The organism is Serratia sp. SSNIH1 (assembly GCF_002935055.1).
Classification (GTDB): Bacteria; Pseudomonadota; Gammaproteobacteria; order Enterobacterales; family Enterobacteriaceae; genus Serratia; species Serratia nevei.
The window spans coordinates 2,804,282-2,818,199 of sequence record NZ_CP026383.1 but is presented as its reverse complement, the minus strand read 5'-3'; the positions used below and the strand labels follow the sequence as shown (position 1 = coordinate 2,818,199).

The following is a 13,918-nucleotide window of genomic DNA, read 5'->3' as shown; positions in this document are numbered from 1 at the left end:
CTATAACGCACGGTGCTATGCTGATTTCTCAACGTGCGTTATAACGCACAATCACCGATTGGAGCCACTCATGCGCCCAGCCCTTTCCCTGCGCCATCTGACCCTGCCCGCCATCATGGCCGGCTTTGTCGCCGTTCTGGTGGGTTACACCAGCTCCGCCGCGATCATTTTCCAGGCCGCCGCCGCTGCGGGTGCCACGCCGGCGCAGATCGGCGGCTGGCTGAGCGCGCTGGGGATCGCGATGGGCGTCACCTCGCTCGGACTCTCGCTTTACTACCGTACCCCGATCCTCACCGCCTGGTCGACGCCCGGCGCGGCGCTGCTGGTCACCAGCCTGCCCGGCACCCCGATCAACGAGGCGATCGGCGTGTTTATCTTCGCTTCCGGTCTGATCTTGCTGTGCGGCGTCACCGGGCTGTTCGCCCGCCTGATGGACTACATTCCGCAGGCGATTTCCGCCGCGATGCTGGCGGGGATCTTGCTGCGTTTCGGTCTGGACGCCTTCGCTTCGCTGCAGCTCAATTTCCCTCTGAGCGCCGGCATGGGGCTGGCCTATCTGCTCAGCCGCCGTTATCAGCCGCGCTACGCCATCGTGCTGACGCTGGCGGCCGGGCTGGCGATCGCCGCGTTGCAGGGCAATATCCAGCTGACGCAGCATGTGCCGGCGTTCGCCATGCCGGAATTTACCGCGCCGCACTTCAGCTGGCCGACGCTGCTGGGCATCGGCGTACCCTTCTTCGTGGTGACCATGGCTTCGCAGAACGCTCCCGGCATCGCCACGCTGCAGGCGGCGGGCTACCGCGTGCCTACGTCACCGCTGATCGCCTGGACGGCGCTGACCGCGTTACTGCTGGCGCCGTTCGGCGGCTTCTCGGTGTGCATCGCCGCGATCACCGCCGCTATCTGCATGGGGCCGGACGTGCATCCCGATCCGCAGCGGCGCTATATGGGCGCGGTGGCCGCCGGCGGTTTCTACCTGCTGGCCGGGCTGTTCGGCGGCGCCATCGGCCTGCTGTTCAGCGCGTTGCCGGTCGCCCTGATCCACACCATCGCCGGGCTGGCGCTGCTCGGCACCATCGGCGGCAGCCTGCAGCGCGCGCTGCATGATGAGAAACAGCGCGACGCAGCGCTGATCGCCTTCCTCATCACCGCCTCCGGCGTCACATTACTGGGCATCGGTTCGGCCTTCTGGGGCATTGTCGGCGGCGCCATCGCCCATCTGCTGCTGTCGCTGCCGCGGCGAGGAACGGCAGCATGAGATGCCAAACGCACGCCGTGCATTGACAAGCTCGGCGGCGACGCCTTCACTTGGTGGGCACACTGCGTTTCCCGCACGAGGCCCGCATGAAAGAAAAGGAACAATGGTTACAGGTCGATCGCTATATCGCAGACAGCCTGGTAGAACAAGATGATGCCCTGTTGCAGGCGCTGGCGACCAACGCCGCCGCCGGGCTGCCGGCGCATGATGTGGCGCCGAATCAGGGCAAACTGCTGCAGCTGTTCGCCCGCATGGTGAACGCCAAACGCATTTTGGAAATCGGCACGTTGGGCGGCTACAGCACCATCTGGCTGGCGCGCGCGCTACCGGCGGGTGGCAAATTGATCACGCTGGAAGCGGATGAAAGCCACGCCGCCGTCGCCCGCCAGAATATCACTCGCGCCGGTCTCGACGGCCTGGTTGAGCTGCGCGTCGGCCCCGCCATGACTCACCTGCCGACGCTGCACACCCTGGCCCCCTTTGATCTCATCTTCATCGACGCCGACAAACCCAGCAACCCCGATTACCTGCGTTGGGCGCTTAAACTCGCGCGCCCAGGCACGGTGATTATCGGTGACAACGTGGTGCGCGATGGCGCAGTCACCGACGCCGCCAGTACGGACGCCCGTGTACAAGGCGTACGCGAGTTCTTCACGATGATGGCGCAGGAACCCCGCTTGACCGCCACCGCCTTGCAAACCGTGGGCAGTAAGGGCTGGGACGGATTTTCTCTGGCTATCGTCAATTTTTAAGTGACAATGTCACCAAGGAAGCCTATGACTGAGAAAGCTGCGCTGTTAGCTCAGCGCTTGATACGCAATGTCGAACGGGTAGATAAGCAACACGATCGGCGGCCGCCGCTGTATGACAGCGTCGGCGCTCGCCTCGGCACCGGCACCGCCGCCAACAAGCTGGGCGCCTCCTTCGATTGCGTGGCGCCGGGCATGCGTTCCTGCCCCTACCATTTTCACTACGCTCAGGAGGAAATGTTCATCATTCTGGAAGGCAGCGGTACGCTGCGGGTGGCCGGAGAAATGCTGCCGATCGTCAGCGGGGATGTCATCTTCATTCCGCCGGGCCCGGAATACCCGCACCAGATCATCAACACCTCCGATGCGCCGCTGAAGTACCTGTCCGTCAGCACGCGCGAGCAGCCGGAGCTGGTGATGTACCCGGATTCCGGCAAATACCAGGCGATGGCGCGCAGCGCAGACGGCGAGCAGGTACGCTACCTGCAGCGCCCTTCAACCTCGCTCGATTACTGGCAGGATGAACCCTGAATCGCCGTCCGGCAGCGGGAGATCCAATGCGCGCGCCGCCAGCTCGGCCACGCGGAAGTCGATATCCGCCGCCTGCCCGTCTTCCATAAACCAGGCGGCGGAGAGCCCCGACCAGGCCAGGATCCATTGCAGCAAGCGCCGGCGCTCCAGCCCGGCCAAGCGACAGACCTGTTCCACGCGCCGCTGGAAAATGGCCGGATCGGTGGCGATGCCGTAGTTGGGATTACAGAAGATATTGGCGTAATCGAAGCCCCGTTCGCCGTACAAACGCTTGGGATCGATCGCCAGCCAGCCGCGTTCGCCGAAGTCCAGCACGTTGTCATGGTGGATATCGCCGTGCAGCACGCTTTCTTCTCGCGGGCTGCTCAGCAGCTCCGCCGCCGCCGTGGCGCTGAGACGCAGCATGCCGCCGTGCGCCTGCGCCGCCGGCCACAGCGAGCTGAACCACTCCTGCAGCGGGATCAGCTCGGGCAACGGCGCGGCACGCGGCGCATGCAACGCGGCGATCGCCCGACAAAGGATCTGCGTGGCCTGCTCATCGTCGCCGTCACGCACCAGCTGCGCCAGCGAACCTTCACCCTGCGCGCGCTCCAGCAGAATACCGTCGTCGTGCCACGCCAGCACCTGCGCGGCGCCTTCCCCGCGCCACCAGCACATCAGCTGGCCGCCGAAGCGCTCTTCCTGTTCGCGGGCGATCTTCAACATAGCCGCCTCGCCCCGGTAACGCACAGGCATCAGCAAACTGCTGTGGGTTTCGAAGGCTTTGCCGTCCTGTTCCAGTTGCCAGCGTTGCAGGTAGGGAGTAAAAAGCGGGTTCATCGTCTCATGCGTCCTTGTGGCCGATCTGCGCCGCACTGTCACATTTGCGTGAGAGACGACGTATAAAATAAAGAGGGATGATACTCTCAAATATCATCGGTGTGCGGCGTCTGGCCGCCGTTTCCTCAGTATCCTAACCAAGTTTGTCGATTTTATTAACCGGTCTTGCGCGGGGTTTGATCATGACATCATTAAAACGCACGAATTATCCGCAGTTGCCCACGCCGGGCGGCCCCTATGTGCATGCGGTGCGCCACGGCGATCGCCTGTACGTGTCGGGATTGACGGCCTTCGCCACCGACGCGCAAGGCTTGAGCGCGCCAGAACAGACGCAGGAGATCCTCGAACAGCTGGCAACCATCGCCGCCAGCGAAGGCGTGAATCTCAAGGCATTGATTAAAATCAGCGTTTTCCTGACCGACATTGCCGATCTGGCGGGCGTGCGCCCGGTGCTGTTTGACTATTTCGATGGCGCGCTGCCGGCCTGTTCATTGGTGGCGGTCAGCGCGTTGTTCTCACCGCAGGTGTGCGTAGAGATAGAGGCGGTGATGGCGTTGCAATAATGCGCGGCTAGAGCGCGCCCTCATCCGGCACACAGGGGCCGATCTTGAACCAGGCTTTGGCGATCTGCCCCTGTTCCACTTCGTAGATGGCGATGACATCCATTTTGCCGCGCCCCTGCGGGAAGTTGCGCGTCACCACTTCCTGATCGACCACCATGTTCCCCACCGCCATGCGTTTTATCCGTTCGCCATACAGACTCGGCTCCTGGAAACGCACCAGATGCCGTTCGCGGATCGCCGCCTTGCCGCTGGCCAACAGCGTGTCGGGATGCTCGTAATACTGCGCGTCGTCCGCCCAGCAGGCCATGAAGGCGTCGATGTCGCGGGCGTTATAGGCGTCAAGCTGTTGTTGAACCACATCCTGCGGGCGTGCCGTTTTATCGTTCATCACATCCTCCTGCCGAAGTTAACCGCCGCATGTATCGAACCCATCACGTTAACCGCCCAGTGCTGCAGCTTGATGACACGGCGAGAGTTGAATAAAAACCCAAAAATAGCGAATAAATAACCTACCACGCCCAATGAACAATTCAAGCACCCGCGCACAAATTTTCTGCGCCGCGCCAGGGGCGGTGAAAACCGCATGGCACCGCGCGTTAATCTTTGCGGCGGTGAGGGAAATTCTGCTAATTTAGCGTGAACAGCCTGATGATAACGAAACGCTATGCAGCAAAAACAGGTGTTGGACGAAGCCAGACAGTTAAAGCGACTCAACGCCGCTACGCGGCGTCAATCCCATATGTATAAATGGATCGCGCTGATTGCGGCGCTGGATGCGCTGCTGGTATTTTGGTATGACCGGGATATGCGCAACGTCACCTTCTCGGGAGCGGTTGCGCTGGTGTGCGGCTATCTGTGGATCCGCGATCGCAACAAGGCCCGGGGTTACCGACGCGAGTTCGACCGCAAATTCGGCAAGCGCAGCGGCGATTAAGGCTGCATCGCTTCCAACACTTTAGCGCTGTCGACAATCTGCACAAACTTCACGATTTTGCCGGCGCGCAGCGTATAAATATGCGCAAAAGAGGCGCTGAAGGATTTGCCGGTGGCCCGGTAGGTGCCGTGATAAAAACCTTGCGCGATCACATTGTCACCGGCGTCGTAAAAGTGGTCGACATCGGCGCGGTAGCCTTGCCATTCGCTGCCCAGGCGCTGATGCACATTCTTGATGATATTTTCCGGGCCGATATAGGTACCGGCGTAGGGGAAACCGGCGGCTTCGGTCCACTCGGCATCGGGGGCCAGCGCAGCCAGCAGATTACGGCCGTTTTCTTCGGAACTGCCTTCATAGGTTGCGCGCACTATCTCAAGAGGGGTTGGCATGTCTCTTCTCCAATGGCTGATGAGGGTATTCCGGCCATCCCCGCGGACACAGGCTCTCACCAAGCGGAGACGGCGGAATGCGGCTATTCTAGGTTGCTTGTTTCGCTGCAAAAACCGCAGTTATGACAATAGTGGGTTGCACTTTAGTAAACAATAGCCGTTTTACTGTCATTCTCCCGGCATCCGGCGCGGCTATGCTGATTGACCGATTTCCCCCAACAGGAGCTGAACGTGTCTTTACCCTCGCTGACGCAAGAGCTGTTACAACCTTTCTCCCCCTACCAGGCGCTGGCGCAAACGCTGCTGCCGCTGACCCTCGAGTCGGACGACGGTTCGCATGACGTCGCGCACCTGCACCGGGTCTGGAAGAACTGCCGCCGAATCAGCAAGCTGGAAGGCGGCGACCGCCGCATTCTCTGCGCGGCAGTGCTGCTGCACGACGCCGTCGCGGTGGAAAAAAACTCGCCGCAGCGTCATCTGGCCTCGCGCATGGCGGCGCAGCAGGCCACGCTGACGCTGACCCGACTGGAATGGGCGCCGGCGGATATCGCGGCGGTGGCCCATGCTATCGAAGCGCACAGTTTTTCCGCCGGCATCCCCCCGCAAACGCTGGAGGCGAGGATCCTGCAGGACGCCGATCGTCTCGACGCCATTGGCCTGATCGGCGTGGCGCGCTGCTTCTATATCGGCGGCCGCATGCGCAGCGCGCTGTATGATGCCGCCGACCCGCGTGCCGAACATCGTCAATACGACGACAAACGTTTCAGCCTGGATCACTTCGAAACCAAGCTGTTCAAACTGCAAGACAGCTTCCAGACCGCCGCCGGGCGGCACATGGCCGAGCTGCGCACCGAACGCATGCGACGCTTTGTCGACGATCTGCTGGAAGAGGTGTAACGTGGGCTTACCGGGCATTTTCGTTATGCCCATAACATTTTCGGTCACATAACACCGTTAAACTGAAAACCAACTTCACCGAACGGGCGGCACAGATGAAAAAGTTGACGTTGAAAGAGATGACGGAAAGCGAACAGCGGGAAGTTAAAACCGAACTGGACAAGGCACGCAAAAGTCACGGCAGGCCACTGACCAACGCCGAACAACACAAGGTCAAGGACGAGGTGGTGACGCGCATCATGGCCGCCAGAGCGAAACTCGCCAAGGCTGAGCGCGCGGAACGCAAGGCCAACCGCTACCGGCCGAGCGGCGACACCTTCAGTTGGTCCGCTACCATCGGCTCCCGCCCGCCGCGCTGAGCCGTCCAAACCCTCCCCGCCGCCGCGGGGATTTTTATTTATTAGCCAAACTCATCCTCGCTACCGAATCATGAATAACAATGTTATCAATCTGTTGTAAATTGACAGCCTGATGAAGACTATTCATTATCACCCCACTTCCCCTTTTCACGAGACTGCCATGGCCTACCCACGTAACGCTGACATGCTGATGACGCCCGCGTTGCCTATTGGCGGTTTGGCGGCGGTAAAATCGAAGAAACAGACGCTCATTTGACCGGGGCGAGCTGTCCCGTCAGATGAGCTGACTGGATGGCACGCAACGCCCCGCCTTCAATTTTCTCATCTGGCTTCTCTGTCGGTCACACAGAAGGAATATTTTATGGCCTCATTTTCGGGTATTTGGGTGGCGATGGTTACCCCTTTCAATCACGATGCCGTCGATCTGCCGGCGGTGAAACGCCTGGCGCGGCACCTGCTCGACGCCGGCATCGAGGGTCTGGTGGTCTGCGGCTCCACCGGTGAAGCCGCCGCGCTGAGCAAAGAAGAACAGCTGGCGGTGCTCGATGCCGTGCTGGAAGTGGCGCCCGCCCATCAGGTGGTGATGGGCCTGTCCGGCAATAATATGGTCGCCACGCTGCAAATGCAGCAGGCCATTCAGCTGCGCGACATCGCCGGCGTGCTGATCCCGGCGCCTTACTACATCCGCCCTTCGCAATGCGGCCTGATCGACTATTTCACCCAGCTGGCCGACGCCTCAACCGTGCCGGTGATCCTGTACAACATTCCGCAGCGCACCGGCATCGCCATGGAGCTGGCCACGCTGCGCCGGCTCGCACGCCACCCGCGCATCGTCGCCATCAAGGACTGCGGCGGCAGCCCTGACGCCACCATGGCGCTGATCGCCGACGGCGAGATCGATGTGATGACCGGGGAAGACAATCTGATCCTCACCACGCTGTGCCTCGGCGGCACCGGTGCCATCTCCGCCGCGGCCCATGTTCACCCGGAACGCTTCGTCCAGCTGACGCAGCAGGTCGCCGCCGGCGATCTGGCCGCGGCGCGCAGCAACTTCTATGAGCTGCTGCCGATGATCCACCAGATGTTCAGCTTCCCCAATCCGGCGCCGGTCAAGACGGTGCTGGCCCAGCAGGGGCTGATCGCCAACGAGCTGCGCTCGCCGATGCAGGTGGCGCCGCAGGCGCTGCAGCAGCAGATCGCCGCAACGCTGGCGCAGCTGCAGCCCGCCGAGGCGATCATCGGTTAAATTTGTTAGCTAAGCCGCTGTAATTTTGGCGCTATGGGACTACGATGAGAGGTTAAGCATGCCCGTCATTCGTCATCAACAAGGAGCTTCCGATGAAACTGTTCTATAAAGCCGGCGCCTGTTCGCTGTCCCCGCATATCGTGCTGCGTGAGGCAGGGCTGGATTTTACGGCGGAGAAGGTCGACCTGGCGCAGAAGAAAACCGAGAGCGGCGCCGATTACCTCACCATCAACCCCAAGGGACAGGTACCGGCGCTGCTGCTGGATGACGGCAGCCTGCTGACCGAGGGCGTGGCGATCGTGCAATACCTGGCGGACCGCGTGCCGGACCGCAACCTGATCCCGGCGGCGGGCACTCTGTCGCGCTACCACGCGATCGAATGGCTGAACTACATCGCCACCGAGCTGCACAAAGGATTCAGCCCGCTGTTCAATCCGAAAACGCCCGAGGAATATAAAACCATCGCGCGCGCCAAGCTGGAGCAGCAGTTCAGCTATCTGGATTCGGTGCTGGCGAAGCAGCACTTCCTGTTGGGAAGCCGTTTCAGCGTGGCTGACGCCTACCTGTTCACCGTGTTGCGTTGGGCGTTTGCCCTGCAGTTCGACGTGCGCAAGCACGCCCATCTGGCGGCCTGGTTCGATCGCGTTGCGGCGCGCCCGGCGGTAGATGCGGCGCTGAACGCCGAAGGATTGAAGTAAACATTCGGCCCCGGCGGCTGTCGCCGGGGCCGAATGCCACTTACAGTTTGACCGCTTTGAACTCGCTGCGCGGCTGCACGATCCGATCCTGCGCCGCCACCACCTGCAGTTCGTACTCGCCCATCTCCTGCGTGGTCAGCATCACCTCATACACGGCGGCGGTGACGTGCTCCAGCGCTTTATCCAGTGCCTCGCCCTTCAGCAGATCCACCAGCAGCAGACCGCTGGTCAAATCGCCGACGCCGACCGGCTGACGCGCGCCGAAGTCCACCAGCGGCCGGCTGATGTGCCAGGCCTCGTCCGCCGTCACCAGCAGCATTTCGAAACAGTCGGCGTGATAGCCGGCGCGGGCCAGATGCTTGACCAGCACCAGCCGCGGCCCTTTGGCGATCAGCGCGCGGGCGGCCTGCACCGCATCGGCCACGTCGGCGACGGCCATCTGGCTCAGCATCTCCAATTCCAGCAGGTTCGGCGCCATCATGTCGCTGCACGGCAGCGCCTGGCGGCAGTGAAACTCGGCCACGCCCGGTGCCACGATGCAGCCCTTTTCCGGATGCCCCATCACCGGATCGCAGAAATACCAGGCATTCGGGTTCGCCTGCTTAACCTGACGCACGATCTCCAGAATATGGTCGCCCTGCTCCGGCGAACCGATATAGCCACTCAACACCGCATCACAGCGTTTCAGCTGATCGATATTGGCGATGCCCTGCGCGATCTCGGTCAGGTGGCCGGCCGGCATGACGCAGCCGGTCCACTGACCGTATTGCGTATGGTTGGAGAACTGCACCGTGTTCAGCGGCCAGACGTTGACGCCCATGCGGCGCATCGGGAACTCCGCCGCACTGTTGCCGGCGTGACCAAACACCACGTGCGACTGGATAGAAAGAATGTTTTTCATCGACAGAACTCGTTCGGAATACGGCAGCCGGGCGGCTGCCCAAAAATAAAGGGGCCGCCAGGGCCCCTTACCGTCATTATTCGTTATTGCCAATCCACCAGGCAGTAGTGTTTCTTGCCGCGGCGCAGCAGCGTGTAGCGGCCGAACAGACGGTCTGAATCGCTGAAGCGGTATTCGGCATCGGACTGTTTCTCGCCGTTGATGGTCACCGCGTTGGAACCGATCATGGTGCGCGCCTGGCCGCGTGACGGCACCAGTTCGGCATTCACCAACGCCTGCTGCAGATCGGCGTCGCCATCCAGTTTGATGGTCGGCATGCCGTCCTGCGCCAGCTGGGCGAAGTCCGCTTCGGTCATGTCGTGCAGCGCGCCGGAGAACAGGCTCTGGGTGATGCGCTTCGCGGCCGCCAGGCCTTCCGCACCGTGCACCATGCCGGTCACTTCTTCCGCCAGCACGTACTGGGCGCGTGGCGCCTTGCCGCTGTTCTTGTCTTCTTCTTCCAGCGCGTTGATGTCTTCCAGGCTCATGAAGGTGAAGAACTTCAGGAAGCGGTAGACGTCGGCATCGGCGGTGTTGATCCAGAACTGGTAGAACTTGTACGGGCTGGTTTTTTCCGGCGCCAGCCAGACCGCGCCGCCTTCGGTTTTACCGAACTTGGTGCCGTCTGCTTTGGTGATCAACGGCACGGTCAGACCGAACACCTGCTTCTGGTGCTGGCGACGCGTCAGATCGATACCCGAAGTGATGTTGCCCCACTGATCGGAACCGCCGATCTGCAGCTCCACCTGGTGGCGGTTGTACAGCTCGGAGAAATCGAAGCCCTGCAGCAGGTTATAGGAAAACTCGGTGAAGGAGATGCCGGAGTCGTCGCGATTCAGGCGCTGCTTAACCGCTTCCTTATTGATCATCTGGTTGACGGAGAAGTGCTTGCCGATGTCACGCAGGAAGGTCAGCACGTTCATGCCGCCGAACCAGTCGTAGTTGTTGGCCGCGATAGCGCTGTTGCTGCCGCAGTCGAAATCGAGGAACGGAGAAACCTGTTTGCGGATTTTCTCAACCCACTCGTTCACCGTATCGGTGGTGTTCAGCTTGCGCTCCGCCGCTTTGAAGCTCGGATCGCCGATGAGGCCGGTGGCGCCGCCCACCAGCGCCACCGGCTTGTGGCCGGCCAGCTGGAAGCGCTTCAGGCACAACAGAGGAACCAGATGGCCCAAATGCAAGCTGTCAGCGGTCGGATCGAAACCGCAATACAGTGCAATTGGCCCTTGCGCCAGTCGCTCCGCTAACGCTTCCTCATCCGTAACCTGGGCAACGAGGCCCCGCTCTTGCAGTTGTTTAATCAAGTTGCTGCTTGCCATCAATGACTCCATGTATAAACGAATGCACCTTTGCCGGTACACGGCCTTTCGCCCAGTGGCGAAATAAAAAATTCAGGGTAGCGCATAGAATAAAGCGCCGGCGGCGTCAGCACCAGCGCTTAGAGGGGATTTTCCGTCTTCAGGGTGCCAGTCGGTCAATTTTCCAGTCATTCCCGTCCCGCTGATACAGGAAACGGTCATGCAGGCGATGGGCGCCGCCCTGCCAGAACTCGACGGAGTCGAATTTCACGCGGAATCCGCCCCAGAAACTCGGCAACGGCACCTCGCCCTGCTGGAACTTCTGCTTCAGCTCGAGGAATTTGCTTTCCAGCACGCCGCGCGCGGAAATGCGCGACGATTGCTGCGACACCCAGGCGCCGATCTGGCTGTCTTTCGGGCGACTGTTGAAATACTTCAGCACGTCGAGGGTCGACAGACGCTCCACCTGGCCGAGGAAAATCACCTGGCGATCGAGCATGTGCCAGGGGAACAGCAGGCTGATATGCGGGTTGTGCGCCAGCTGCTGCGCCTTGCGGCTACCGAGGTTGGTGTAGAACACCAGCCCCTGCTCATCGAAATGTTTGAGCAGCACAATGCGTTGATAAGGCTGGCCGTGTTCGTCGACGGTCGCGACGCACATGGCGGTAGGATCGGCCAGGCGGGCATCGCAGGCCTGTTTCAACCAACGCTCGAACAGTTCGAGCGGATTGGCGGTCAGATCGTGGCGGCGCAGGCCGCCTCGGGTGTATTCACGGCGCAGGTCCGCAACATCAAACTCATTCTTTTCAATCATCTGGGTTATCGACCAACTGAAAAATCCGTCGTTACATTCTGCGCCTGCGGCGCCAGGAACTCAATCGCTCCGACGCCGCCGCCGACCGTCACTCCGTCAACACGCAGTCGCTCATGACTACCTTGCCGTTACGCTCAAGATAGGCGTTACGGTCTTTCGACCAAAAAGTGTATTTGCCGTCGCTGTATTTGGCACCGGTCAGCGCCAGCACCTGCTTGAGATGCAGCTGCTCGCCATCCATCAGCAGGCTGACTTCGCTCGCCTTGCCGTCGAGCGCCACCGTCAGCGGCGTAGTGCCGCACTGGTAGTGCATCGTCTGGCTGCTTTGCGGCAGGATGTAGCTGCAGCCGGACAGCGCCAGCGCGCCGGCGACGAAAATGACTTTTTTCATGCTGTTGCTCCTTAGAAAAATCCTTCACAGGCTATCCTAACAGAGCTAACGGGCCCCCAATGGCAAAACCGGATAAATCCCACCCAACACCGTTTCACGGCTTGCGCCGGTCACCGAAGGCAGGTTGCCGGCCTGGCCAGACAGCGTGCGAAACGCCAGCCAGGCGAAAGCCAGCGCCTCCATGTCGTCGCCGCTGACGCCGAAATCGTCGGTCAGCCCGACCTCCGTCCCCGGCAGCAGCGCAGACAGGCGCGCCATCAGCAGCACGTTGCGCGCCCCGCCGCCGCACACCAGCAGACGCTCGCACCCGCCGGCCAGCAGCACCTGTTCGCTGATGCTGACGGCGGTCAGCTCCGTGAGCGTGGCCTGCACATCGACCGGCGCCATCGCCGGCAATCCGGCCAGCTGCCGCTCCAGCCAGGCGATATTAAAATACTCGCGGCCGGTGCTTTTCGGCGCCGGCAGCGCGAAGTACGGATCCGCCAGCATCTGCTGCAACAGCGGTAAACAAACCCGCCCCTGCATGGCCCAGCCGCCGTCCTGATCGTAAGGCTGCGCGCGGTGGCGCCACACCCAGGCGTCCATCAGCATGTTGCCCGGCCCGGTATCGAAACCGCGCACCGGCGTACCGGGCAACAGCAGAGAAAGATTGGCGATGCCGCCGACGTTCAGCACCATGCGCCGCTCGACGGGATCCCCCAGCAGCGCCTGATGAAACGCCGGCACCAGCGGCGCACCCTGCCCACCGTAGGCCATGTCGCGCCGGCGGAAATCGCCGACGGTGGTGATATTGGTCAGCGCGGCGATGCGGTTGTTATCGCCGAGCTGCATCGAGAAACGCGCCTCGCCTTCCGGTTCGTGCCACACCGTCTGGCCGTGGCAACCGATGGCGGTGATCTGCTCGGCGTCGATGCCGGTTTGCTTCAGCAAGCCGAGCACCGCCTCGCCGAACAGCGTGCCCAGTTGAGCGTCCAACCGGCCGACGGCCGCCAACGTGGTCTGCTGCCCCTGGCACATGCCCAGAATCTCTTTTTTCAGCGCCATCGGCATCGGATGGCTATAGCTGGCCTGCTGAGCCACCATGCGATCGTCGATCGCGGCCAATACCACATCGATTCCGTCCAGACTGGTGCCGGACATGACGCCTATATAGCGGCCTGACTTCATAGCAACATCCTCTAACCCGCGCGGTAAGCAAATTTTATCCTGACAAATAAACCAGAATTGCCGGATTAACGCCATGAATTATGATGCTTTTTTTACAGGCCGTGAGCCAAACACCACCTCCCGGCGCCGCTGTGGCACATGTTATGTGTTAAACCGTGCCATAACAGGCAACGGAATGTCGGCCAAGGCTGTCATAAAGGTAAACCGCGGTTTATTATTGGTTGAACAGAGAAAAGATAAGCTGCGTGCAGCGATGGAGCATGGCGGTGTGTCAACTTTCAGCCATACTTTGTCTATCATTTTCACTGAATCTTGCCTGGAGAACATTGCCAGGTTATGGACTACTACCATCAGGAGTTTTGTATGATCAAGCGTCTTCTCGTCGTTGCCGTCGCCGCCGTTACGCTGGCCGGCTGTGCCAATGAATCCATGTCCGGCGATGTCTACTCGTCCTCGCAGGCCAAGCAGGTGCAGAACGTCACCTACGGGACGCTGGTTTCCGTGCGTCCGGTTAAAATCCAGGGCGGCGAAGGCTCCAACGCCTTGGGGATGATCGGCGGCGCGGTGATTGGCGGCCTGTTGGGTAACACCGTCGGCGGCGGCACCGGCCGTACGCTGGCTACCGCGGCGGGCGCCATCGCCGGCGGCGCGGCGGGCAACAGCATCGGTGAAGTGGCCGGCCGTACCTCAGGCTACGAGTTGGAAATCAAAACCGACCAGAAAGAGAACATCGTGGTGGTACAGAAAGCGGGCGACACCAAGTTCAGCCCAGGACAGCGCGTGCGCATGGCGCGCATGGGCGACACCATCACCGTCTCTCCGCTGTAAGTCAGTCGGCGACAAACGGCAAACCGGAGGCAATCGC

At 61.3% G+C, this 13,918-nt stretch carries 19 protein-coding genes; 11 read left to right on the top strand and 8 right to left on the bottom strand.

What is annotated here, in order from left to right; all coding sequences use genetic code 11:
* Positions 1-70: 70 nt before the first annotated feature.
* The 3 genes from C3F38_RS13675 to C3F38_RS13665 all read left to right on the top strand — a co-directional run bounded on the left by C3F38_RS13675 (position 71) and on the right by C3F38_RS13665 (position 2,538).
* Positions 71-1,258: a benzoate/H(+) symporter BenE family transporter gene (locus tag C3F38_RS13675; protein WP_055312399.1), complete on the top strand. Its 1,188-nt coding sequence runs from the start codon at positions 71-73 to the stop codon at positions 1,256-1,258.
* An 86-nt stretch (positions 1,259-1,344) separates the two neighbouring features.
* On the top strand, positions 1,345-2,010 hold the full coding sequence (locus tag C3F38_RS13670) for an O-methyltransferase (protein WP_055317082.1): 666 nt from the start codon (positions 1,345-1,347) through the stop codon (positions 2,008-2,010).
* Positions 2,011-2,034: 24 nt separating this feature from the next.
* The gene (locus C3F38_RS13665) at positions 2,035-2,538 is read left to right on the top strand and encodes a cupin domain-containing protein (protein ID WP_038874856.1); all 504 of its coding nucleotides are present in this window, start codon (positions 2,035-2,037) and stop codon (positions 2,536-2,538) included.
* Here the strand turns inward: C3F38_RS13665 and C3F38_RS13660 are convergent.
* Positions 2,503-3,357, bottom strand: a complete 855-nt coding sequence (locus tag C3F38_RS13660; protein ID WP_047727644.1) for an aminoglycoside phosphotransferase family protein — start codon at positions 3,355-3,357, stop codon at positions 2,503-2,505. The two genes, C3F38_RS13665 and C3F38_RS13660, sit on opposite strands and share 36 nt — an antisense overlap.
* A 182-nt stretch (positions 3,358-3,539) precedes the next feature.
* Between C3F38_RS13660 and C3F38_RS13655 the strand changes: the two genes are divergently transcribed.
* A complete protein-coding gene (locus tag C3F38_RS13655) occupies positions 3,540-3,920 on the top strand; it encodes a RidA family protein (protein WP_038874872.1) in 381 nt (126 codons plus the stop codon).
* Positions 3,921-3,927: 7 nt separating this feature from the next.
* On the opposite strand, the gene C3F38_RS13650 is transcribed toward C3F38_RS13655, so the two are convergent.
* Complete coding sequence (locus C3F38_RS13650; protein WP_038874851.1) at positions 3,928-4,308, bottom strand: nuclear transport factor 2 family protein; 381 nt, start codon at positions 4,306-4,308, stop codon at positions 3,928-3,930.
* Positions 4,309-4,584: 276 nt separating this feature from the next.
* Between C3F38_RS13650 and C3F38_RS13645 the strand changes: the two genes are divergently transcribed.
* Positions 4,585-4,854: a hypothetical protein gene (locus C3F38_RS13645; RefSeq protein WP_038874848.1), complete on the top strand. Its 270-nt coding sequence runs from the start codon at positions 4,585-4,587 to the stop codon at positions 4,852-4,854.
* Here C3F38_RS13645 and C3F38_RS13640 read toward each other — a convergent pair.
* On the bottom strand, positions 4,851-5,243 hold the full coding sequence (locus C3F38_RS13640) for a nuclear transport factor 2 family protein (RefSeq protein WP_004938379.1): 393 nt from the start codon (positions 5,241-5,243) through the stop codon (positions 4,851-4,853). The two genes, C3F38_RS13645 and C3F38_RS13640, sit on opposite strands and share 4 nt — an antisense overlap.
* Before the next feature lie 201 nt (positions 5,244-5,444).
* On the opposite strand from C3F38_RS13640, the gene C3F38_RS13635 reads away from it, so the two are divergent.
* The 4 genes from C3F38_RS13635 to gstA all read left to right on the top strand — a co-directional run bounded on the left by C3F38_RS13635 (position 5,445) and on the right by gstA (position 8,443).
* Positions 5,445-6,140 (top strand): HD domain-containing protein, encoded by a 696-nt coding sequence (locus C3F38_RS13635; protein ID WP_047727645.1) that lies wholly within the window; start codon positions 5,445-5,447, stop codon positions 6,138-6,140.
* 95 nt (positions 6,141-6,235) lie between these two features.
* Positions 6,236-6,499 carry a DUF3811 domain-containing protein gene (locus C3F38_RS13630; protein WP_033638398.1) on the top strand — a complete coding sequence of 88 codons (264 nt, stop codon included), beginning with the start codon at positions 6,236-6,238 and terminating at the stop codon, positions 6,497-6,499.
* Positions 6,500-6,860: 361 nt separating this feature from the next.
* Entirely contained in the window at positions 6,861-7,745 is an 885-nt protein-coding gene (gene dapA / locus C3F38_RS13625) for a 4-hydroxy-tetrahydrodipicolinate synthase (RefSeq protein ID WP_038874845.1), read from the top strand.
* Between the two features lie 92 nt (positions 7,746-7,837).
* Positions 7,838-8,443, top strand: coding sequence for a glutathione transferase GstA (gstA, locus tag C3F38_RS13620; RefSeq protein WP_055317081.1), 606 nt, complete (start codon positions 7,838-7,840; stop codon positions 8,441-8,443).
* A gap of 40 nt (positions 8,444-8,483) precedes the next feature.
* On the opposite strand, the gene pdxY is transcribed toward gstA, so the two are convergent.
* From pdxY to anmK, 5 genes are all read right to left on the bottom strand, one after another.
* Entirely contained in the window at positions 8,484-9,344 is an 861-nt protein-coding gene (gene pdxY, locus C3F38_RS13615; RefSeq protein WP_038874839.1) for a pyridoxal kinase PdxY, read from the bottom strand.
* An 83-nt stretch (positions 9,345-9,427) separates the two neighbouring features.
* On the bottom strand, positions 9,428-10,702 hold the full coding sequence (gene tyrS, locus C3F38_RS13610; RefSeq protein WP_025302669.1) for a tyrosine--tRNA ligase: 1,275 nt from the start codon (positions 10,700-10,702) through the stop codon (positions 9,428-9,430).
* A 139-nt stretch (positions 10,703-10,841) separates the two neighbouring features.
* Positions 10,842-11,495: a pyridoxamine 5'-phosphate oxidase gene (gene pdxH, locus C3F38_RS13605; protein WP_038874836.1), complete on the bottom strand. Its 654-nt coding sequence runs from the start codon at positions 11,493-11,495 to the stop codon at positions 10,842-10,844.
* 88 nt (positions 11,496-11,583) lie between these two features.
* On the bottom strand, positions 11,584-11,886 hold the full coding sequence (locus C3F38_RS13600) for an MliC family protein (protein WP_004931294.1): 303 nt from the start codon (positions 11,884-11,886) through the stop codon (positions 11,584-11,586).
* 45 nt (positions 11,887-11,931) lie between these two features.
* Positions 11,932-13,053 (bottom strand): anhydro-N-acetylmuramic acid kinase, encoded by a 1,122-nt coding sequence (gene anmK / locus C3F38_RS13595; protein WP_055317080.1) that lies wholly within the window; start codon positions 13,051-13,053, stop codon positions 11,932-11,934.
* A 73-nt stretch (positions 13,054-13,126) separates the two neighbouring features.
* On the opposite strand from anmK, the gene C3F38_RS13590 reads away from it, so the two are divergent.
* Positions 13,127-13,420, top strand: coding sequence for a hypothetical protein (locus tag C3F38_RS13590; protein WP_139108024.1), 294 nt, complete (start codon positions 13,127-13,129; stop codon positions 13,418-13,420).
* On the top strand, positions 13,417-13,881 hold the full coding sequence (locus tag C3F38_RS13585; RefSeq protein WP_025159710.1) for a glycine zipper 2TM domain-containing protein: 465 nt from the start codon (positions 13,417-13,419) through the stop codon (positions 13,879-13,881). Before C3F38_RS13590 ends, C3F38_RS13585 begins: the two co-directional genes overlap by 4 nt.
* Positions 13,882-13,918 lie beyond the last annotated feature (37 nt).

Excerpts from the sequence above, each read along its gene's own strand:
- C3F38_RS13675 (WP_055312399.1), top strand. The coding sequence starts at position 71 with ATGCGCCCAGCCCTTTCCCTGCGCCATCTGACCCTGCCCGCCATCATG.
- C3F38_RS13670 (WP_055317082.1), top strand. The coding sequence starts at position 1,345 with ATGAAAGAAAAGGAACAATGGTTACAGGTCGATCGCTATATCGCAGAC.
- C3F38_RS13665 (WP_038874856.1), top strand. The coding sequence starts at position 2,035 with ATGACTGAGAAAGCTGCGCTGTTAGCTCAGCGCTTGATACGCAATGTC.
- C3F38_RS13660 (WP_047727644.1), bottom strand. The coding sequence starts at position 3,357 with ATGAACCCGCTTTTTACTCCCTACCTGCAACGCTGGCAACTGGAACAG.
- C3F38_RS13655 (WP_038874872.1), top strand. The coding sequence starts at position 3,540 with ATGACATCATTAAAACGCACGAATTATCCGCAGTTGCCCACGCCGGGC.
- C3F38_RS13650 (WP_038874851.1), bottom strand. The coding sequence starts at position 4,308 with ATGAACGATAAAACGGCACGCCCGCAGGATGTGGTTCAACAACAGCTT.
- C3F38_RS13645 (WP_038874848.1), top strand. The coding sequence starts at position 4,585 with ATGCAGCAAAAACAGGTGTTGGACGAAGCCAGACAGTTAAAGCGACTC.
- C3F38_RS13640 (WP_004938379.1), bottom strand. The coding sequence starts at position 5,243 with ATGCCAACCCCTCTTGAGATAGTGCGCGCAACCTATGAAGGCAGTTCC.
- C3F38_RS13630 (WP_033638398.1), top strand. The coding sequence starts at position 6,236 with ATGAAAAAGTTGACGTTGAAAGAGATGACGGAAAGCGAACAGCGGGAA.
- dapA (WP_038874845.1), top strand. The coding sequence starts at position 6,861 with ATGGCCTCATTTTCGGGTATTTGGGTGGCGATGGTTACCCCTTTCAAT.
- gstA (WP_055317081.1), top strand. The coding sequence starts at position 7,838 with ATGAAACTGTTCTATAAAGCCGGCGCCTGTTCGCTGTCCCCGCATATC.
- pdxY (WP_038874839.1), bottom strand. The coding sequence starts at position 9,344 with ATGAAAAACATTCTTTCTATCCAGTCGCACGTGGTGTTTGGTCACGCC.
- tyrS (WP_025302669.1), bottom strand. The coding sequence starts at position 10,702 with ATGGCAAGCAGCAACTTGATTAAACAACTGCAAGAGCGGGGCCTCGTT.
- pdxH (WP_038874836.1), bottom strand. The coding sequence starts at position 11,495 with ATGATTGAAAAGAATGAGTTTGATGTTGCGGACCTGCGCCGTGAATAC.
- C3F38_RS13600 (WP_004931294.1), bottom strand. The coding sequence starts at position 11,886 with ATGAAAAAAGTCATTTTCGTCGCCGGCGCGCTGGCGCTGTCCGGCTGC.
- anmK (WP_055317080.1), bottom strand. The coding sequence starts at position 13,053 with ATGAAGTCAGGCCGCTATATAGGCGTCATGTCCGGCACCAGTCTGGAC.
- C3F38_RS13590 (WP_139108024.1), top strand. The coding sequence starts at position 13,127 with ATGAATTATGATGCTTTTTTTACAGGCCGTGAGCCAAACACCACCTCC.
- C3F38_RS13585 (WP_025159710.1), top strand. The coding sequence starts at position 13,417 with ATGATCAAGCGTCTTCTCGTCGTTGCCGTCGCCGCCGTTACGCTGGCC.